Source organism: Enterobacter sp. MGH 4 (assembly GCF_000534735.1).
Lineage (GTDB): Bacteria > Pseudomonadota > Gammaproteobacteria > Enterobacterales > Enterobacteriaceae > Enterobacter > Enterobacter intestinihominis.
This window is the reverse complement of the sequence record NZ_KI973289.1, coordinates 498,768-519,269: the sequence shown is the minus strand read 5'-3', so window position 1 is coordinate 519,269 and position 20,502 is coordinate 498,768. Positions and strand designations below refer to the sequence as shown.

Here is a 20,502-nt window from a genome sequence, read left to right as displayed (position 1 = left end):
ACATTCAGGATCAACATAACAATGAAACGTTCTCATCTTTGGGTTTTAAATCCGTGCTTGCTTGCCATGCTTTCTACCTCTGCGTGGGCGGAAGAACAAAAGGAAGAAGATATTGTGGTTTCTGCCAGCCGGGCACATCGCAGCGTGGCAGAGATGGCGCAAACCACCTGGGTTATAGAGCGGGCGGAAATTGAGCAGCAGGTTCAGGGCGGGAAAGAGATTAAAGAGGTGCTGGCCCAGCTGATCCCCGGCATGGACGTCAGCAGCCAGGGACGTACCAACTACGGCATGAACCTGCGCGGTCGCTCCATGATGGTGATGGTGGACGGCGTGCGCCTGAACTCGTCCCGCAGCGACAGCCGCCAGCTCGACTCTATCGATCCGTTCAACATTGACCGTATCGAAGTCATTTCCGGCGCCACCTCGCTGTACGGCGGCGGCAGTACCGGCGGTCTGGTGAACATCGTCACCAAAAAAGGCCAGCCGGAGACCGAAGTGGAGTTCCAGACCGGGGCAAAAAGCGGGTTTAACAGCCATAACGACCATGATGAGAACGTCTCAGCAGCCGTGAGCGGCGGCAACGACAACGCCTCTGGACGTCTGTCGGTCTCCTATCAGCGCTACGGCGGCTGGTATGACGGCAACGGCGACGAGGTGATTATCGATAACACCCAGACCGGCTTGCAGTATTCCGACCGTATCGACGTGATGGGAACGGGCACCATCAACATCGACGATCATCAGCAGCTCCAGTTAACCACCCAGTACTACAAGAGCGAATCCGACGGCAAACACGGGCTGTTCCTCGGAGAGAATTTCGCTGCGGTCACGGGCGATGCCAAAGCCTATAACAAAGATAACCTGGACTCTGACCGTATCCCGGGCACAGAGCGTCACCTGATCAACCTGCAGTACTCGAACACCGACTTCTGGGGGCAAGATCTGGTTGCGCAGATTTACTACCGTGATGAGAGCCTGACCTACTACCCGTTCCCGACGCTGAGCAAAGGCGCGGTGACCAGCATTGGCGCGTCCCAGCAGAAAACCGATTTTTACGGCGGCAAGCTGACGCTGAACAGCAAGCCGATGGACGACCTGACCCTCACCTGGGGTGTGGATGCCGATCACGAAACGTTCGACGCCAACCAGCAGTTCTTCGACTTAAGCAAAGCAGCGGCGAGCGGCGGCATGGAGCTGGACAACGCCTACAACGTGGGCCGTTACCCGGGATACAGCATTACCAACCTCGCGCCGTTCCTGCAAGCCAGCTATGACATTGACGCTATCACCCTGAGCGGCGGCGTGCGCTACCAGTACACCGAAAACAAGGTGGACGATTTTGTCGGTTACGCCCAGCAGCAGGCAATCGCCACGGGCAAAGCCACCTCCGCTGACGCGGTGCCGGGCGGGAAAACCGACTACAACAACTTCCTGTTTAACGCCGGGATCCTTGGACGTCTGACCGAACAGCAACAGCTGTGGTTTAACTTCTCCCAGGGCTTCGAAATTCCGTACCTGGCGAAGTACTACGGCTCCGGCACCTATCAGCTGGTCGATGGTCACTATCGCCTGCAAAACAGCGTGAACGTGAACGACTCAACGCTGGACGGTATTAAGGTCAATGCTTACGAGCTGGGCTGGCGCTTCACCGGCGATAACCTGCGTACCCAGGTGGCGGCCTACTACTCGCTCTCGGATAAAACCATCACCATCAACAAGAGCGACATGACCATCAACCTGGAAGACGACAAACGTCGTATCTACGGGATTGAAGGCCAGGTGGATTATTTCTTCACCGACAGCGACTGGAGCACCGGGGCGAACTTTAACGCCATCAAGTCCGAAACGCGTGAAAACGGGAAATGGGAGAAGCTGACGGTCGACAGCGCCAGCCCGTCGAAAGCCAGCGCATGGGTGAACTGGGCGCCGGGCGACTGGGCCCTGCGCGTGCAGAGCACACAAACCTTCGACGTGTCTGACGCCGACGGTAAGAAGATCGATGGCTATAACACCGTTGATTTCCTGGGTAGCTACGCCCTGCCGGTGGGCAAAGTCAGCTTCAGCGTGGAGAACCTGCTGGACACAGACTACACCACCGCCTGGGGCCAGCGCGCACCGGGGCTGTATAGTCCAACCTACGGTGCACCGGGTCTTTATACTTATAAAGGCCGTGGCCGTACGTTTGGTCTGAACTACTCCGTTCTGTTCTGATCCTGCGCGCCGCCTGTCTGCGGGCGGCGCGATTTGCTGTGCAATTTGAAAGCAAATTTGCTATTAAATCATCGGTTTGCTGAAATTGTCGGCAAACGAACAAAAACGGTGTTTTCCCCTTTGACAAGGCGCACGCAGGTCGATAATATGCGCCTCGTTCACACGATTCCTCTGTAGTTCAGTCGGTAGAACGGCGGACTGTTAATCCGTATGTCACTGGTTCGAGTCCAGTCAGAGGAGCCAAATTTGAAAAGCCTGCTTTTAAAGCAGGCTTTTTGCTTTTGTGGGTTCGGTAAATTTGCCGGGTGGCGGCTGCGCCTTACCCGGCCTACTGATTAGCGACTAAATCTGATAATCAATCGCCACCTCTTCCGGCTCCATCACCTGGCGTTTGATCTCATCCACCGACAGCCCCGCGTTGCATAGCTCAATAAAACGCCACACGTAGTTGCGCTGAAGCTGCCCGCGCTTTAGCCCCAGCCAGACGGTATTCGCGTCGAACAGGTGACGCGTATCCAGACGCACCAGATTTCCGGCCTCATATTCTCCGCCAGACTGCTCGGCCACCAGGCCAATCCCCAGCCCTAACTCGACGTAGGTTTTGATCACATCGGAATCCTGCGCGCTCAGCACCACGTCCGGTGTGAGACCTTTACGCTTGAACGCTTCATCAATGCGCGAGCGTCCGGTAATGCCCTGCCGGTAGGTAATCAGCGGCCATTTGACGATCTCTTCCAGCGTCAAGGGCGAAACCTGATTCAGCGGGTGATCGGCGGGTAACAGCAGGCTGTGATGCCAGCGGAACCACGGGAACGCCACCAGCAGCGGGTCGTTGCTCAGCCGTTCACTGGCGATACCAATATCTGCCCCACCGTTATGCAGCAGCACTTCGATTTCCTGCGGCGTGCCCTGGATCAGTTCCAGACGTACGTCCGGGAAGATCTCACGAAATGCTTTGATAACGGTCGGAAGACTGTAGCGCGCCTGCGTATGGGTGGTGGCGATTGTCAGCACACCTGACGCGTCGTTGGTAAAGAGATCTGCCAGCCGACGAACGTTGCTGGCCTCGTTGAGAATGCGCTCAGCGATGGTCAGCAATGCCTTGCCTGGCTCCGTCATGCCCAGCAGGCGCTTGCCGCGACGGATAAAAATCTCAATGCCTAACTCCTCCTCAAGCTCGCGGATATGTCGGCTGACACCCGACTGAGAGGTGTAAAGCATGTTAGCGACCTCGGTCAGGTTGTAATCCCGCCTGGCCGCCTCACGAATAATTTTAAGTTGCTGGAAATTCACGATTCACTCCGGCGCATCTGACATAAGGCTATTGTTAGAGTCAGCCGGGCTGGAGAACAAATAATAAAAACCAGCATCTTATGCTTATTTGGAATATCAGCTGACCAGTTGCAGCTCGCGATTTTCCAGCGACGGCTTACTGACCAGAGACATCAGGATCTCTTTCACCGCCTGCGCCTGCGGTGACAGGGAGCCGCGCGCGGACATATTCAACGACAGCGGTAAGCTCATGGATGGCGTGGTGATGCGGGCCATCCAGCCATTCGCCGCGCTGCACAGTGAACGTGCGGCAGACTCGGGCAGTACCGTTACCCCCATGCCGCTGGCAATGGCGGCAGTCAGCGTGGAGATGGAATCAATCTCCCCGATAATCTTCGCCGTCAGACGGCGCAGCGAGAACGCTTCGTCAACGCGAACGCGCACGGCGCTGTAGTCGCGCGGCAGGAACAGGTTCATCTCTGCCACGGCGGTTAAATCAATGCTCTGGCCGGGGCAATCACGGGTCCCGACCAGATAAAGATCTTCCTTAAGCAGCGGCTGGCTGGTGATCCCGGCAACCGGTGAGCGATCGTACAGCACCGCCATATCCAGCTGACCGTTGAGCAGTTTGTCATTGAGCACGGAACCACTGTTCTCATGCAGATAAACCAGCACTTCCGGTAGCTCCGCGCGCACCGCCTGAAGCAGCGGCATGGTTACCGACGATGCGGCCGTTCCCGGCGCCAGGCCGATGGAGACATTCCCGCTCAGGGTCTGACCTACGTTGTGCACGGCCAGTTGCGCCTGTTCGCACTGACGCAGGATCGTACGGGCATGGGTATATAAAATTTTTCCCGCTTCGGTAGGCGTTACGCCGCGCTTGGTGCGGATCAACAGTTGCTGGTCCATTTCGCCTTCCAGAGTCGCGACCTGCTGGCTCAGCGCAGGCTGCGCGATATGCAGCACTTCAGCCGCCTGGGTCAGGCTGCCGATATCGACGATTTTTACGAAGTATTTCAGTCGTCTTAAGTTCATGTTGCCCCCTGTTCGAAAATAGCGTGCCGGTAACGGCTGTGTTGTTAAACAGGTTTTGCAATATGGATGCCAGGTTTTGGCAGCGAATAAATATCTTTGCTAAGCGGCTGAAAATAAGGAAAGCCAATCGCTGGTGCCTGTTTTCAGACAGTGACAACGGATTCCGATCTGCCCCATTCGGGGTATATCTGCACAATAATGGTGCATTCCGTTGGCAAAAACGTCAGTTTGCTGTTTTTGTCAGCAAACAGTCTAAAGTCGGCGATCCATCCTTTGACAAGGCGTACGCAGGTCGATAATATGCGCCCCGTTCACACGATTCCTCTGTAGTTCAGTCGGTAGAACGGCGGACTGTTAATCCGTATGTCACTGGTTCGAGTCCAGTCAGAGGAGCCAAATTTGAAAAGCCTGCTTTTAAAGCAGGCTTTTTGCTTTTCTGCGTTTGGTAAGTTTGTCGGGTGGCGCTCTGCTTATTCGACCTACGGTCCTGTAGGCCCGGAAAGCGCAACGCCACCGGGCATTGCAAGCCTCACCGGCATCCCCGACCGCCGTTCCAGCTCAGCGCCCGCCCCTTCACTTATCAGCTGCGTCCTTTGCGCGGCCGAAATGGGCAGCGGCACTTTTCGGGTTGATTCAAATTCCGCGCGATTGCGTGAAAGCGGCTCGTGAACCTCTACCCAGCGGCTACCATCCGGCTCGGTGGTCACTTTTACGGGCTGATCGATAAGCTGTACCCGCGTCCCCACCGAAACGTTATCGAACAGGTATTCGATATCGTTATTACGCAGGCGAATGCAGCCCTGGCTGACGCGCAGACCAATGCCGAAATTTGAGTTGGTACCGTGGATCGCGTACAGCCTGCCGATATAAAGGGCATACAGCCCCATCGGGTTATCCGGCCCGGCGGGCACGAACGCGGGCAACGTTTTCCCCTCTTTCGCGTAAGCGCGTCGCGTGTTTGGTGTGGGTGACCAGGTTGGGCCTTCCTGCTTGCGTTCAACGGCGGTTACCCAGTTACGCGGCGTTTCGCGCCCGGCCTGACCGATGCCAATAGGCAGCACCTCAACCGTGTTGCTGCCGGGTGGATAATAGTAAAGACGCATTTCCGCGACGTTCACCACAATCCCTTCACGCACCGTTGGCGGCAGAATAAGCTGCTGCGGCACCACCAGCGCTGTACCGGCACGTGGTAAAAACGGATCTACCCCCGGGTTAGCTTCCAGCATATTGCTTAACCCTTGCCCGTGCTGCGCTGCAAACGCTTCGAGCGGCAGGGTATTGCCTTCAGGAACGGTGACAGTTATCGGCGCTCCCACCAGGCGGCTCCCCTCGGGTGGGAGTGGGTAGGTTACAGCAGATGCAGCGGGAACCAGTATACAAAGCGTAAAAACAAACGCGGCAAATCGAATCATAGTGTTCTGTACTCGGTCAAAGAGAAAGCCTGCCGGTGGGCAGGCTTAGCCTACTCATTCAGTTAACCTTTCGTCGTGCGCCATCTCCGGGTAAGGACTTTTTCCGCTTCCACAATCATGAACATTGCGAACCCGATCAGGAAGGTAATGATCCAGTAGCGGAACGGCAGCGCTTCGGTACCGAACAACATTTGCATAAACGGCGCATAGACGATCAGAAGCTGAAGGGCCAGAAGTACGCCGCTCACGATCCATATGCCCTTGTTAGCCAGCAGACCTTTACTCAGGGAGAAGCCGTCGGTGACGCGGCAGTTGAGCATGTAAAACCACTGGGCAGTGACCAGCGTTTGCAGCAACACGGTGCGGATGAACTCCGCCGAGTAACCGCGCGGTTGCAGCCAGGCCTCCAGCACAAAGGCGCTGATGGCAATCATCAGGCCGACAAACACCACGCGCCAGATGGCGTAACCGTCCATCACGTGCAGGTTAGACTTACGCGGCGGCCGGTTCATGATGTCCTTCTCACCCGCTTCAAACGCCAGACCAAACGACAGCGTTGCCGAGGTTGCCATGTTCATCCACAGGATCAGTACCGGTGTTAACGGGATCAGGTTCCCCGCCAGCAGGGCAATAATGATCAGCAGGGCCTGGGCGATGTTGCTCGGGATAACGAACAGAATGGTCTTTTTCAGGTTGTCGTAGACCCGACGCCCTTCATGGACCGCCCGGGCAATGGTGGCAAAGTTATCATCCGTTAACACCATATCGGCGGCTTCTTTGGTGACTTCAGTACCTTTGATCCCCATCGCGATGCCGACATCCGCCCGCTTCAGCGCAGGCGCATCGTTCACGCCGTCCCCGGTCATCCCGACCACTTCCTGCTTACTTTGCAGCGCCTGCACCAGACGGAATTTATCTTCCGGGCTGGTTCGGGCAAAGATATCGTATTTTTGCGCCGCCTCGCTCAGCTGGTGGTCGTCCATCGCCTCCAGTTCGCGCCCGGTAATGGCGCTCGCCGCGTTGCCAATACCCAGCATCTGACCAATGCTCATCGCCGTTTGTGGATGATCCCCGGTAATCATTTTCACGCGAATGCCCGCCTGCAAGCAGTCGGCAATGGCCGAAATGGCTTCCGGGCGCGGGGGATCCATCATGCCCGCAATGCCGAGCAGTATGACCCCCTCTTGCAGATCCGCATGCGTCAGCTCGCGCTGCCCGCTGGCGGCCGGTTTCCAGGCCGCAGCCACCATGCGCAATCCTTCGCGCGCATACTCTTCAATCTTCTCTTCCCAATAGTGCAGGTTGAACGGCTCCAGCCCGTTTTGAGTCTGCTGGTGCTGGCAAAGACGGAAAAGGACGTCCGGCGCACCGGTGATTAACATCACCTCTTCGTCGCCCAGGCGATACAGGGTGGACATGTATTTATATTGCGAATCGAATGGGATTTTACTGCGCAATTCGGCGTCAATTGCCGGAAGCGGGATTTTTGCCGCCAGCACCTTCAGCGCGCCTTCGGTGGGCCCGCCGGTGATTTTCCATAGCCCCTGCTCATCTTTGATCAGCTGGCTGTCATTACAGAGATCGACGGTGCGCAGATAGCGCTCCAGCACAGACCCCTGGGTCACGGTTACCGGTGTTGGATCGTCAACAGGGTGAATATTGCCCACCGGCTCGTAGCTGTCTCCCTCCACGCGGTAGGTGGTGTCCGCAGTAATCACCGCTTTTACCGTCATCTCATTCATGGTCAGGGTGCCGGTTTTATCCGAGCAGATCACCGTCATCGCCCCCAGCGTTTCCACGGTAGGCAGCTTGCGAATAATCGCCTTGCGACGCGCCATCGCCTGCACGCCCAGCGAGAGGATGATAGAGATAATGGCCGGTAAACCTTCCGGCACCGCCGCCACCGCAAGGCTAATCAGCGACAGCACCAACTCTGAAACGGGCATATCACGGAAGATAAGACTGAAAACGAACAGCGCCAGCATCATCACCAGAATGGTGATAAAAATGGTCTTGCCGAGCTTGTCCATTTGCACCATCAACGGGGTACGGTGTTTTTCAATGTCTGACATCATCTGGTTGATATGGCCGAGTTCGGTCTCCCCCCCGGTCGCCACCACCAGCCCTTTTCCCCCGCCGGAGCTGACGGTGGTGCCAGAATAAAGCAGGTTGTAACGGTCGCCTAACGGCAACTCCCCGTGGAGCGCATCGCTGCTTTTCTCCACTACCGTGGATTCGCCGGTAAGAATAGCTTCTTCCACCCGCAGGTTGTGCGCCTCTATTACGCGAAGGTCGGCAGGAATGCGATCCCCGGCGCGTATCACCACGATATCTCCCGGCACCAGCGCTGTCGTCGGGATAGTTTCATGGTTGCCCTGCCGGATGACCACAGCCTCGCTGGAGAGCATATTACGAATGCTTTGCAGCGATTTCTCCGCATTGCTCTCCTGAATATGTCCAATCAGGGCGTTGATGATGGCCACCCCAAGAATGACAAACATATCCACCCAGTGTCCCATTATCAGCTTCAGCAGCGCCGCCGCCAGTAGGACGTAAATAAGGACATCGTTGAAATGGGCCAGAAAGCGCAGCCAGCCAGGTTTACCCGGTTTTTGCGGTAAGGCATTTTCACCGTATTTTTCCAGTCTGGCGGTGGCTTCTGCACTGGTAAGTCCGTCCAGGCTGGATTGGATATTTGTCAGGGTTTCATCAACGGTCTGTTGATAATACGGATGGTGAGGCTTTTCTGTTATCATCGTTCCTTCCTCGGGTTCTTTTCAGAAATCACCTTGCTTTCATGTCATTAACGAATAACGAAAACAGGAACATGTGCATAACGAACGATACTCGCCGCCTCTGACCCTAATAAATGGGTTTGAATATTTGGATTGCGCGACCCCACAATAATCGCGCCGACGTTAAGTTCATCCGCCAGTTTGATTACCTCATCACGTATATTCCCGCTGCGAACATGTAGATGGACATTTGCTTCCGGCAGGCTGATTTTTTTTACCAGCGCGGCCAGTTTTTCTTTAGCATTATTAATCATATATTCATCCATCTTTCTCGCGTCTGCAATAAAACCGCGGGTCAGTTCCGCCGAGAACTTTGGCATAACGTACAGCAGATGGACATTACCCGATGCGCTTTGCGCCAGGAATTGGGCATGCTGTAGCGCTTTATCAGACAACGCTGTTTCGTATACATCCACCGGCACCAGAATCGTTTTATACATATCAAGCATCCTTTTTATAACCAACACAACAGTGAGTGAATCAGGAGAGATCGCATCAAACCCATGGGTACAGGCGTGAATGCCTTTTACGGAAAAAAGGAATGGATGCTATTAAACGTAGCACAGGAATATCAGGATGTTATTCAAAGGGGATACGCTATCGTATCGCTTGTTTCGCCTGAGTATGTCACGCCACTAATAATGGTTATTTAACATTTATTTATTCACCGACTATGCTCATAGTCAGACATGCAACACGTTCATTCTCATTATCCCGCGCCACCTTCAACCTCATGGAGGAATGCATGTACGGTTTAAGCCTGATTCGCCTTGGTTTGTTTATTGCGCTTGCCATTATCGCCAGCACAGCAATCGGTTTATTTACCTATGTGGTCGTCTCGGCCCTGGCGGAATAGTGCCACCCCAGCATTGATGACGAAATAAATAAAACAATTATTATCAGGGGAATACTGTGAAGCGCTACCTCTCTCTTCTGCCTGCTGTTTTATTGCTGCTGACGGCGTGCGACCCCAAACCCGACCGCGCCGCGCCCCTGCCAAAAATGGTAAAAGTCGCAGAGGTGGTGAAGGCCGGCAACGCGCAGCAGCGCGTATTTCCCGCGCGTATCGAATCCGGCGACGCCACCGATCTCGCGTTCAAACGTGCCGGGCAGATTGAGACCCTGGACATTCGCCAGGGTGCCGTTGTCAAACAGGGGCAACGGCTCGCCAGTCTTAACGATCGCGAAGCCCGGCAGCGTCTGAACGACAGGCAAACGGCGGCGACCCTGGCTCAGCGGCAGTTCGACCGCTTCCAGACCCTGGCAGGACGCCAGGCCGTGTCGAAGGCCGAGATGGATGTCCAGCGCGCAAACCGCGATTCTGCAAACGCCGCGCTACAGATTGCTCGCGAGGAATTAAGCCAGATGACGCTCGTCGCCCCCTTTAGCGGGACAGCGGCCAGCGTACATGTGCGAAATCATCAGGTCGTCTCAGCCGGCCAGCCCGTCGTCACCCTGACCCGTACCGACCTGCTGGACGTGGTGTTCAGCCTTCCAGAGAACCTGTTTAACACCTTCGATATCCGCAATGCGCAGTACAAACCGGTAGTGAGGATCAACGCCCTGCCCGGTCGCGAGTTTACCGCTGTGTACAAAGAGCACTCAGGCAGTAGCGACAGCAACACATTGACCTGGCAGGTGATTTTAACCATGCCCCGCCCGGATGATTTTCCCGTCGTGGGCGGCGTCAGCGGAACGGTCACCATCAATTTAACCAACCTACCGGCGGGCGTGGGCAGTGAGGCGCTGGTGGTGCCGGTTGAAGCGGTCTTTAACCCGGATAACCGCCCGCGCAATGAGCCACACGTCTGGGTGGTGACGGGCGAAGGCGATACGTTGCACCTGGAAGATCGTAAGGTCAGCGTCGGGCAAGTCAGCGCTGAGGGGGTCGTCATCGTCGGTGGGCTTAAGGCGGGTGAACGCGTGGTGGCCGCAGGCGTTGGGGAGTTACATCCCAACCAGCCGGTACGTATCTGGACGCGTGAACGGGGACTGTAATGGATATCTCTCGTCAGTTTATCAGCAACCCGGTTCGCGTCTGGCTGACTATTCTGCTGCTGGGCGTAGGTGGCATTATTGCCCTGTTGAACATCGGCAGACTGGAAGATCCGGCGTTTACCATCAAAACGGCGGTGGTAATCACTCATTATCCGGGCGCGTCGGCGCAGCAGGTTGAGGAAGAGGTCACCCTGCCGCTGGAAAACGCGCTTCAGCAGTTACCTTACCTGGATAACGTCAGCTCCATCTCCTCCAGCGGCCTGTCGCAGATCACGGTCAATATAGCCTCGCGCTACCACTCAAATGCGCTGCCGCAAATCTGGGATGAACTGCGACGCCGGGTGGGAGATGCCGCCCGACAGTTTCCACCGGGGGTAGTGACCCCGTTTGTGAATGACGATTTTGGCGATGTGTTCGGCTTTTTCTTTGCCATTTCCGGCGATGAATTCAGCAATCCGGAACTGGTGCGGTATGCCGAGCAGCTGCGCCGGGAGTTGGTCCTCGTGCCGGGCGTGGGCAAAGTGGCCATCGGCGGAGCCCTCACCCAGCAGATTAACGTGGACATTTCTCTGAGCAAAATGGCCGCGCGCGGGATTACGCTTAACCAGCTTTCTGCCCAGCTCAGCAGGCTGAACGTGGTTTCCAGCGCGGGAGAGATCCCCTCCGGTACTGAGTCAATTCGTCTGCATCCTACCGGTGAATTCGAAAGTATTGACGAGCTGGCCGATCTCATAGTGACCCCGCCCGGCGTTGGGGCGGCTACCCGTTTACGGGATATTGCCACCCTGTCACGCGGGCTGGATGCGTCCCCTGCCAGCATCTACCATGCCAACGGCAGAAAAGCCGTCACCATGGGCGTCTCCTTTATACCCGGCGTTAACGTGATCGACGTGGGACATGCCCTGGAGGCGAAGCTTGATCAGATGTCAGCCGAGAAACCGGCAGGTATCCATATCGACCTGTTTTACGATCAGGCGGCGGAGGTCGGGCATTCCGTCAACGGATTTATCATTAATTTCCTGATGGCGCTGGCGATTGTCGTCGGTGTGTTGCTGATCTTTATGGGCTTACGCAGCGGGCTCATTATCGCCTTTTCCCTCGCGCTCAACGTGCTGGGCACGCTGCTGATCATGTATCTCTGGGGCATAGAACTACAGCGTATTTCACTGGGGGCGCTGATCATCGCCCTCAGTATGCTGGTCGATAACGCCATTGTGGTTGTCGAAGGGGTACTGATAGCCCGGCAGCAGGGCTCGCCCCTGCTTAACGCCATTAACGCTATAATTCGCCGCTCTGCGCTGCCGCTGCTGGGTGCGACGGTCATCGCCATCCTGGCTTTTGCGCCCGTCGGGCTGTCGCAGGATTCCACTGGCGAATACTGTAAGTCGCTGTTTCAGGTGCTGTTGATTTCACTGATGCTGAGCTGGTTCTCAGCCCTCACCATTACGCCGGTGCTGATTAAATGGTGGCTGTTTAAACATGACGCTGCACCGCCAGACGCCGACAAAACGGATCCCTACGACAAACGCATCTATCGGATCTATCAGGCGGTGCTCAACGCGCTGTTACGGCGTAAAGCGCCAACGCTGATGGTGATGGCCGCACTGCTGGCTGCCGCCATCTGGGGCTTTGGCTCGGTGCGGCAGAACTTCTTCCCCTCATCCAGTACGCCAATTTTCTTTGTCGACCTCTGGCTTCCTTACGGGACCGACATTAACTGGACCGAGAAGATGACCGGTGATATCGAGAAAACCATTAACGGTCAGCCTGGCGTGGAAACTACGGTCTCGACGATTGGTCAGGGAAGTATGCGATTTATTTTGACCTACAGCGGACAGCGGCAGTACAGCAACTATGCACAAATCATGGTGAGAATGGACGACCAGCGTAACATCCCCGCCCTGACCCGCCACGTTGATGAGTACATCGCACGGAACTACCCGCAGGTTAATGCCAGCACGAAACGGGTGATGTTTGGCCCCTCCGGTGACAGCGCCATTGAAATACGTATTAAGGGCCCCGATCCGGACAGGCTGCGTCTGATCGCCAGCCAGGTAGACAACATTCTTACGCGCGATCCGGCGACGGACAGCGTCAGGAACGACTGGCAAAACCGCAGCAAAGTGATCCGCCCGCAGTACGTCACCGCGCTGGGACGTGAGCTTGGCGTGGATAAGCAGGACGTCGATAACGCCCTGGAGATGAATTTCTCCGGCAGCCGGGCGGGACTGTACAGAGAAGGAAGCGACCTGTTACCCGTGGTGGTGCGCCCGCCGGAAAGTGAACGGCTGGACGCCAATCACCTGAATAACGTCCTGGTATGGAGCCAGACCCGTCAGCAGTATATTCCGCTGAGCAACGTCGTCAGCGGCTTCGCGCTGGAGTGGGAAGATCCGCTGATCCTGCGTCGCGACCGCTCGCGCGTGCTGACCGTGCAGACCGACCCTGACCCGCTAAGCCAGCAAACGTCCGGCGATATTCTCGCCCGCGTGAAGCCGCAAATAGATGCCCTGCCTCTGCCCCACGGCTACAGCATCGAATGGGGCGGGGACGCGGAGAACTCCAGCGAAGCGCAGCAGGGGCTATTTACCACGCTGCCGCTCGGGTATCTGGTGATGTTTGTGATCACGGTGCTGATGTTCAGTTCGGTGAAAAACGCCGTCGCTATCTGGCTGACCGTGCCGCTGGCGCTGATCGGCGTTACGCCCGGTTTTTTACTTACCGGGATCCCCTTTGGCTTTATGGCACTGATTGGCCTGCTGAGCCTGAGCGGGATGCTGATCCGCAACGGCATTGTGCTGGTGGAAGAGATAGAGCAGCAGAAAGCGCAGCAGGATCAGCACAGTGCGATCGTTTACGCCGCCACGTCGCGCCTGCGTCCCATCCTGCTCACCGCCTTTACGACCGTGCTTGGCCTCGCCCCCCTGCTGCTGGATGTGTTCTTCCAGAGCATGGCCGTTGTGATTATGTTTGGGCTTGGGTTTGCTACAATCCTGACGCTGCTGGTACTCCCCGTAATTTACGCGTGTTTTCATCGTAAGGACGAAGCTGAACAACAATGAATGCGACAGGGCTGAACATCATCAAGACGCTGGGCTGTATGACGGCGGTCACCTTCTTCACCATCTACAACACCTGGGACCATTACGATTATGACTATCACTGGATCCTCGGTTTTTTAACCTTCATTTCGACCATCGCCACGCCGTTGTTTTTTGTGGTTGCAGGGTATCTGGATGGGCAATCCCGACACGGCACGCGCTGGCAGCTGGATAAGATCAAAAGCCTGGTGATCGTCTTTCTGTTCTGGGTAACCATTTACTACCTGTGGGAGCCCTATCAGCGCGGATATCTGATCCAGCCCTGGTTCGTGTTCGCGTTTGTCGTGATTTACACTTTTCATCCGGCGGTGGAGTGGCTCAGCCAGCGGCGAACGCTGTTTTGCGGGGTGATTGCCACCCTGCTGCTTTTCTCATACGGGTACGATTTGCTGTCAGCCCTCTATCCTGATGTCCACGTGCTTTCATTGTCGCCGCAGTATCGCCTGTGGACGTGGCTGCTGTTTTATCTGACGGGGCAGCTCTTTTGCGATCCGCAGATTGCGGCGTGGATCGGCCGCAAAAATGTGGTCAGGGCAGCGGTGATTGCCATACCGTTTATCTATCTCTTCACGTGGTTTTACGAACGGCATTTCTTTTTTGCGCTATTTAAAGCGGACAGAAACGCCTTTATCCTCACCGGATCGCAAATCTACATTCTGATTATCGCCCTGGTGATTGCGGCCAACGGCGTTCGTTTTCGCCGCAATGCGGAGTTTAAAGAGTCCGTGCTGGCCGCCATTAGCAAAACGATGACCGGGGTCTATATCATGCACTACTCGGTGTTTCACCTGCTGACGGCGCTCATTCCGGTAACGTCCCTGAGCACCAAACTTGCTCTGATTGTGCTCACCTTTGTTACGTCGGTCCTGTTTTCGCTGCTGATTCTGTCCAACGCAGTGGCCAAAAAAGTGATCACACTTTAAAAGCCCAGGCGCAGCCAGGCAAACAGCACGTTGCCGTTGTTGTAGGTTCCGGGAATATAGGTGAACTGGACGGTGACGCGCTTATATCCGGCAGAAAAAAGCGGGAAGATAAATGGCAGCGGGACATAGTTGGCAAAGTCGTCGCGCGCGGTGATCCCCGCGGCGGCCCCCAGCCCCAGACGGAAATCTTTTGCGTTATCCAGATACCAGCCCTTTTCCCAGCCGTAGCCCATCGCGGGCTGCCACTCGCTATGTGAATCTTTAAACATCATGGCAAAGAGTGCGCTCCAGTTGCCCTCGTCGTTGTAGCGAGAAACGCCCAGTCCGCCGCCCCACGGCATTTCGTTGTAGTTATCCGTTTTCTCTTTGTCATACATAAAGCGGGCATGCCAGCTCAGAAACGGCAGGTAGAGATCGTAACGATCTGGCTGCTCCCAGGTCTGGGAAATATCGTCTGTTACCGCATCCCACCAGCGGTGGATGCGCTGTTCGCCGTAGACTTTTGGCTCCGCATGCAGCGGCGAAGCCACCAAAAACAGGACTACCCAGAGTGCAGGAAAGAGGCGTTGCATCGTTATTCCCTCAGCTTACGTCACACAGCGATCATTATTACTGTAAACCATTCAGCCCTAACCGGAGCCAAACAGGCTGATTTATATTGGGACCCGATAAGATGAAATTTATTGATTCTGCGCTTTCAGGAAAGATAAAAACGTTTTCTCAGGCCGTCTGTCGCGGTAGTCTCATACGTTCCGTCAATATGACGGCTGCAACGTGAGTGACCTTTTCTTATACCAATAATTAAAAATCAGTACAGACAGGACAACTATGGACTCCACCCTCATCTCCGCTCGCCGCAACGAGGAGACACCTTCGCTTAACCGCGCCCGCCGCGCCGCTTTAGGTAGCTTCGCAGGCGCCGTCGTCGACTGGTATGACTTTCTGCTCTACGGTATTACCGCTGCGCTGGTCTTTAACCGTGAATTCTTTCCTCAGATCAGCCCCGCCATGGGCACGCTTGCTGCGTTTGCCACCTTCGGCGTCGGTTTTCTGTTTCGTCCGCTGGGCGGGATAATTTTCGGCCACTTCGGCGATCGCCTTGGCCGTAAGCGCATGCTGATGCTCACCGTCTGGATGATGGGCATTGCCACCGCGCTGATCGGTATTTTGCCCTCCTTTGCATCGATTGGCTGGTGGGCCCCGGTGTTGCTGGTGACGCTTCGCGCCATTCAGGGCTTTGCCGTCGGCGGCGAATGGGGCGGCGCGGCACTGCTGTCCGTGGAAAGCGCGCCGAAGAATAAGAAAGCGTTCTACAGCAGCGGCGTGCAGGTAGGTTATGGCGTGGGTCTGCTGCTCTCCACGGGCCTGGTGTCGCTCATAAGCCAGCTCACGACAGACGAGCAGTTCCTGAGCTGGGGCTGGCGTATTCCGTTTATCTTCAGCATTGTGCTGGTCGTGGTGGCCCTGTGGATCCGTAACGGCATGGAAGAGTCGGCTGAGTTTGAGCAGCAGCAACGCGAAAAACCGGTCGCGAAAAAACGGCTGCCGGTGATGGAAGCGCTGGTGCAGCACCCTGGCGCTTTTCTGAAAATTATCGCCCTGCGCCTGTGCGAACTGCTGACGATGTATATCGTCACCGCCTTCGCCCTCAACTACTCCACGCAAAACCTCGGTCTGCCGCGGGAATTGTTCCTGAACATTGGCCTGGTGGTGGGCGGGATCAGCTGCCTGACCATCCCCTGCTTCGCCTGGCTGGCGGATCGCTTTGGCCGTCGACGGGTGTATATCACCGGGGCGCTCATCGGCACACTCAGCGCCTGGCCGTTCTTTATGGCGCTGGAGGCCCAGTCGGTCTTCTGGATTGTCTTCTTTGCGATCATGCTTGCGAACATCGCTCACGATATGGTGGTCTGCGTGCAGCAGCCGATGTTTACCGAGCTGTTTGGCGCAAACTACCGCTACAGCGGCGCGGGCGTGGGATATCAGGTGGCGAGCGTGGTCGGCGGCGGGTTTACGCCGTTTATCGCCGCCGCGCTGGTGACGTTCTCCGGCGGGAACTGGCATAGCGTGGCGATTTATCTGCTGGCAGGTTGCCTGCTTTCTGCTGCCACCGCCCTGTTGATGAAGGAAACCGCGCACAGCTGATCTCCTCACTTTTGTTTCACAGGCGTGTGACATACTATCGGGTATAGCCGCACACCTGTGGAACAAGGAGACAGACATGAATAATAAGGGCTCCAGCCTGACCCCGGCTCAGGCGCTGGAAAAACTCGACGCGCTGTATGAACAGTCCGTCAATGCACTGCGCAGCGCCATCAGTGACTATATCGAAACAGGGAAACTTCCCGATGAAAAGGCCAGAACCCAGGGCCTTTTTGTTTATCCATCGCTCTCTGTCACCTGGGACGGCAGCGCCAGCAGCAATCCGAAAACCCGCGCCTATGCGCGTTTCACCCACTCCGGCTGTTACAGCACGACCATCACGCGACCTGCGCTGTTCCGCCCCTATCTGGAAGAGCAGCTTACCCTGCTGTATCAGGATTACGGCGCGCATATCAGCGTTGAACCGTCCCTGCACGAGATCCCTTACCCGTACGTGATAGACGGCTCAGCGCTGACGCTGGATCGCTCCATGAGCGCGGGGCTGACCCGCCATTTCCCGACCACTGAGCTGTCGCAGATTGGCGATGAGACGGCGGACGGGATCTATCACCCGGCAGAGTTTTCACCGCTGTCGCACTTTGATGCCCGCCGTGTCGATTTTTCGCTGGCACGCCTGCGCCACTACACCGGCACCCCAGCCGAACATTTCCAGCCGTTCGTACTGTTTACCAACTACACCCGCTATGTAGACGAATTTGTCCGCTGGGGCTGTAGCCAGATCCTTGACCCGGACAGCCCTTACATCGCTCTCTCCTGCGCGGGCGGGATCTGGATCACCGCCGAAACCGAAGCACCGGAAGAGGCCATCTCCGACCTGGCGTGGAAAAAGCACCAGATGCCCGCCTGGCACCTGGTCACCGCCGACGGTCAGGGCATTACGTTGATTAACATCGGCGTTGGCCCGTCGAATGCAAAAACCATCTGCGACCATCTGGCGGTTCTGCGCCCGGACGTCTGGCTGATGATCGGCCACTGCGGCGGCCTGCGTGAAAGCCAGCTGATTGGTGATTATGTCCTCGCCCACGCTTATCTGCGTGACGACCATGTCCTTGACGCGGTTCTGCCGCCGGACATTCCTATCCCGAGTATTGCGGAAGTACAGCGCGCCCTGTACGACGCCACCAAAGAGGTGAGCGGCATGCCGGGTGAAGAGGTGAAGCAGCGCCTGCGTACCGGTACGGTCGTCACCACCGACGATCGTAACTGGGAGCTTCGCTATTCCGCCTCCGCCCTGCGTTTCAATCTCAGCCGTGCGGTCGCGATCGATATGGAAAGCGCCACCATTGCCGCGCAGGGCTACCGCTTCCGCGTCCCGTACGGCACGCTGCTGTGCGTGTCCGATAAACCGCTGCACGGCGAGATCAAACTGCCGGGTCAGGCGAACCGTTTCTACGAAGGGGCGATCTCAGAGCACCTTCAGATTGGTATTCGCGCCATCGATTTACTGCGTGCAGAGGGCGACAAACTGCATTCCCGTAAGCTGCGCACCTTCAATGAGCCACCGTTTAGGTGATACTAAGGACATTTCACGCACACCGCTTACCCGGCCTGAGATTCTGTAGGTCGGGTAAGCGGAGCGCCACCCGACAATTTTACTGAACGCAGAAAAGCAAAAAGCCTGCTTAAAAGCAGGCTTTTTAAATTTGGCTCCTCTGACTGGACTCGAACCAGTGACATACGGATTAACAGTCCGCCGTTCTACCGACTGAACTACAGAGGAATCGTGTGAACGGGGCGCATATTATCGATGCGCCCTGAGGATGTCAAAGGGTGAATGCAGATTTTCAATCGTTTGCCGATTTATTCTCCACTTCGCACATTTGTCAGGCACTTGCCGTTTCCGAAACCTCCTGCTCCGTTTTTTTTCGCGGATATTTCCACAGCCAGCGTCCGCTCACCATGCGCCAGTAGAACAGCGCCCCGCGCACGGCCCAGTCAAGGAACATCCCCAGCCAGACGCCGACAACGCCCATACCTAACATTACCCCCAGCGTGTAGCCCGCCACGACGCGGCAGCCCCACATGCCGAGCATGGAGACCCACATCGCAAACCGGGCATCGCGCGCCCCTTTCAGCCCGGCAGGAAGTACCCAGGACGCGGCCCAAATTGGCATAAACGCCGCGTTGAGCCAAATCAGCACCTTCACGACCTCTTTCACGTCATTTTCGTGCGTATAGAACGAGGCCATTAGCCCGGCTAAAGGCGCAGTTCCCCACGCAATCGCCGTCAGTCCAATGGTTGAAAGCCAGAAGACATGCCTAAGCTGCCGTTCCGCCTGCCCAATCTGCCCTTTTCCGAGGCGTCTGCCGGTGATGATCGTCGACGCCGATCCCAGTGCGTTTCCGGGCAGGTTAATGAGCGAGGCGATGGAGAAAGCAATAAAGTTGCCGGCGATGACGTCTGTTCCCATCCCGGCAACAAACATCTGCGTCAGCAGTTTCCCACCATTAAACAACACGGATTCGATGCTGGCCGGAATCCCGATCCCCATCACTTCCCAGATAATGGCGAAGTTAAGCGGACGGAAATAGCTTTTAAGCGTCAGGCGCAGCGATGGCGTAATTCCCGCCATCAGTACGCCGATTATCGCCGCCGCACCAATATAACGGGAAATGGTCAGCCCTAATCCCGCGCCGACAAAGCCCAGCCCCTCCCAGGAAAAGACACCGTAAATCAAAACACTGCTGATAATGATGTTCAGGATGTTCATGCCGCCATTTATTAGCAGCGGAATTTTGGTATTCCCTGCGCCACGAAGCGCACCGCTACCAATCAGCGCGATGGCAGCCGCCGGATAGCTCAGCACCGTCATTTCCAGATAGGTGAGCGCCAGGTCCTTCACTTCACCTGTCGCTTCACCCGCGACGATGTCGATAATTTCTTTGCCGTAATAATGGATAACCGCCGCCAGGATGATCGAAAAGAGGGTCATGATCATCAGCGACTGTCTGGCCGCCTCCCGGGCGCGTTTTGGATCGAGTTTTCCAAGACTAAACGCCACCACTACCGTTGTACCGAGATCGATAGCGGCAAAGAAGGACATCACAACCATGTTGAAACTGTCCGCCAGCCCTACCCCGGCCATGGCTTCTTTACCGAGCCAGCTCACCAGGAAGGTGCTTAACACCCCCATCAACAGGACGCAGGTATTCTCCAGGAAAATAGGCACAGCAAGGGGGGTGATTTCACGCCAGAACAGAACTCGATAACTCTTACGTTTTGCATACCAGGGCGTGCGCATAATCGCCTGGCGCAGGGGTGCGGTGACGTTCAAAATGGGCCTTAACGAGAAAGTTGAAACTCCATTTCAAATGATGGGGCAGAAATGCGTATCCTGCAAAGTATTTTCCATAAAATTATGTTTGGATTTACAACAAAATGACGACAGAATCATCAAACAATCACTTTTGCCTGAGATCAGGTTTGACAAAAGTTTTTTCGCCGCTAAGATAAGCCTCCACAACGATTCCTCTGTAGTTCAGTCGGTAGAACGGCGGACTGTTAATCCGTATGTCACTGGTTCGAGTCCAGTCAGAGGAGCCAAATTAAAAAAGCCTGCTTTTAGAGCAGGCTTTTTGCTTTTCTGCGCCA

At 56.0% G+C, this 20,502-nt stretch carries 12 protein-coding genes, 4 tRNA genes and 1 pseudogene; 9 read left to right on the top strand and 8 right to left on the bottom strand.

Going from position 1 to position 20,502, the window contains the following annotated elements:
- The first annotated feature begins 21 nt into the window (after positions 1-21).
- Both L350_RS19775 and L350_RS19780 read left to right on the top strand, forming a co-directional pair.
- Positions 22-2,211, top strand: coding sequence for a TonB-dependent siderophore receptor (locus L350_RS19775; RefSeq protein ID WP_032623995.1), 2,190 nt, complete (start codon positions 22-24; stop codon positions 2,209-2,211).
- 167 nt (positions 2,212-2,378) lie between these two features.
- Positions 2,379-2,454: transfer RNA gene (locus L350_RS19780), tRNA-Asn, on the top strand.
- A gap of 99 nt (positions 2,455-2,553) precedes the next feature.
- Here the strand turns inward: L350_RS19780 and cbl are convergent.
- Both cbl and nac read right to left on the bottom strand, forming a co-directional pair.
- Entirely contained in the window at positions 2,554-3,504 is a 951-nt protein-coding gene (gene cbl / locus L350_RS19785; protein ID WP_003859532.1) for an HTH-type transcriptional regulator Cbl, read from the bottom strand.
- A 96-nt stretch (positions 3,505-3,600) separates the two neighbouring features.
- Positions 3,601-4,518, bottom strand: a complete 918-nt coding sequence (gene nac, locus L350_RS19790) for a nitrogen assimilation transcriptional regulator NAC (protein ID WP_022648585.1) — start codon at positions 4,516-4,518, stop codon at positions 3,601-3,603.
- 320 nt (positions 4,519-4,838) lie between these two features.
- Here nac and L350_RS19795 point away from each other — a divergent pair.
- Positions 4,839-4,914, top strand: a tRNA-Asn gene (locus tag L350_RS19795).
- A gap of 83 nt (positions 4,915-4,997) precedes the next feature.
- On the opposite strand, the gene ldtA is transcribed toward L350_RS19795, so the two are convergent.
- The 3 genes from ldtA to L350_RS19810 form a co-directional block, all read right to left on the bottom strand.
- A complete protein-coding gene (gene ldtA / locus L350_RS19800) occupies positions 4,998-5,930 on the bottom strand; it encodes a L,D-transpeptidase (protein WP_032623994.1) in 933 nt (310 codons plus the stop codon).
- 62 nt (positions 5,931-5,992) lie between these two features.
- The gene (locus L350_RS19805) at positions 5,993-8,686 is read right to left on the bottom strand and encodes a cation-transporting P-type ATPase (RefSeq protein WP_023300513.1); all 2,694 of its coding nucleotides are present in this window, start codon (positions 8,684-8,686) and stop codon (positions 5,993-5,995) included.
- A 47-nt stretch (positions 8,687-8,733) separates the two neighbouring features.
- A complete protein-coding gene (locus L350_RS19810) occupies positions 8,734-9,165 on the bottom strand; it encodes a universal stress protein (RefSeq protein WP_023300514.1) in 432 nt (143 codons plus the stop codon).
- A 472-nt stretch (positions 9,166-9,637) separates the two neighbouring features.
- Between L350_RS19810 and L350_RS19815 the strand changes: the two genes are divergently transcribed.
- From L350_RS19815 to L350_RS19825, 3 genes are read left to right on the top strand one after another with little or no spacing between them, the layout of a single operon-like run.
- A complete protein-coding gene (locus L350_RS19815; RefSeq protein WP_022648590.1) occupies positions 9,638-10,723 on the top strand; it encodes an efflux RND transporter periplasmic adaptor subunit in 1,086 nt (361 codons plus the stop codon).
- Entirely contained in the window at positions 10,723-13,785 is a 3,063-nt protein-coding gene (locus tag L350_RS19820) for an efflux RND transporter permease subunit (protein WP_032623993.1), read from the top strand. Before L350_RS19815 ends, L350_RS19820 begins: the two co-directional genes overlap by 1 nt.
- A gap of 38 nt (positions 13,786-13,823) precedes the next feature.
- Entirely contained in the window at positions 13,824-14,747 is a 924-nt protein-coding gene (locus L350_RS19825; RefSeq protein WP_161956935.1) for an acyltransferase, read from the top strand.
- Here the strand turns inward: L350_RS19825 and pagP are convergent.
- Entirely contained in the window at positions 14,744-15,319 is a 576-nt protein-coding gene (gene pagP / locus L350_RS19830; protein ID WP_032623990.1) for a lipid IV(A) palmitoyltransferase PagP, read from the bottom strand. The genes L350_RS19825 and pagP overlap by 4 nt on opposite strands.
- A gap of 256 nt (positions 15,320-15,575) precedes the next feature.
- On the opposite strand from pagP, the gene shiA reads away from it, so the two are divergent.
- Both shiA and L350_RS19840 read left to right on the top strand, forming a co-directional pair.
- On the top strand, positions 15,576-16,892 hold the full coding sequence (gene shiA, locus L350_RS19835; protein ID WP_032623989.1) for a shikimate transporter: 1,317 nt from the start codon (positions 15,576-15,578) through the stop codon (positions 16,890-16,892).
- A 76-nt stretch (positions 16,893-16,968) separates the two neighbouring features.
- Complete coding sequence (locus L350_RS19840; RefSeq protein WP_022648595.1) at positions 16,969-18,423, top strand: AMP nucleosidase; 1,455 nt, start codon at positions 16,969-16,971, stop codon at positions 18,421-18,423.
- Positions 18,424-18,554: 131 nt separating this feature from the next.
- Here the strand turns inward: L350_RS19840 and L350_RS19845 are convergent.
- A tRNA-Asn gene (locus tag L350_RS19845) sits at positions 18,555-18,630 on the bottom strand.
- A gap of 103 nt (positions 18,631-18,733) precedes the next feature.
- Positions 18,734-20,217, bottom strand: a pseudogene (emmdR, locus tag L350_RS19850) (multidrug efflux MATE transporter EmmdR).
- Between the two features lie 161 nt (positions 20,218-20,378).
- Between emmdR and L350_RS19855 the strand changes: the two are divergent.
- Positions 20,379-20,454 (top strand) — tRNA-Asn (locus tag L350_RS19855).
- Positions 20,455-20,502 lie beyond the last annotated feature (48 nt).

Excerpts from the sequence above, each read along its gene's own strand:
- shiA (WP_032623989.1), top strand. The coding sequence starts at position 15,576 with ATGGACTCCACCCTCATCTCCGCTCGCCGCAACGAGGAGACACCTTCG.
- pagP (WP_032623990.1), bottom strand. The coding sequence starts at position 15,319 with ATGCAACGCCTCTTTCCTGCACTCTGGGTAGTCCTGTTTTTGGTGGCT.
- L350_RS19775 (WP_032623995.1), top strand. The coding sequence starts at position 22 with ATGAAACGTTCTCATCTTTGGGTTTTAAATCCGTGCTTGCTTGCCATG.
- L350_RS19825 (WP_161956935.1), top strand. The coding sequence starts at position 13,824 with ATGACGGCGGTCACCTTCTTCACCATCTACAACACCTGGGACCATTAC.
- L350_RS19840 (WP_022648595.1), top strand. The coding sequence starts at position 16,969 with ATGAATAATAAGGGCTCCAGCCTGACCCCGGCTCAGGCGCTGGAAAAA.
- ldtA (WP_032623994.1), bottom strand. The coding sequence starts at position 5,930 with ATGATTCGATTTGCCGCGTTTGTTTTTACGCTTTGTATACTGGTTCCC.
- L350_RS19805 (WP_023300513.1), bottom strand. The coding sequence starts at position 8,686 with ATGATAACAGAAAAGCCTCACCATCCGTATTATCAACAGACCGTTGAT.
- nac (WP_022648585.1), bottom strand. The coding sequence starts at position 4,518 with ATGAACTTAAGACGACTGAAATACTTCGTAAAAATCGTCGATATCGGC.
- L350_RS19820 (WP_032623993.1), top strand. The coding sequence starts at position 10,723 with ATGGATATCTCTCGTCAGTTTATCAGCAACCCGGTTCGCGTCTGGCTG.
- L350_RS19810 (WP_023300514.1), bottom strand. The coding sequence starts at position 9,165 with ATGTATAAAACGATTCTGGTGCCGGTGGATGTATACGAAACAGCGTTG.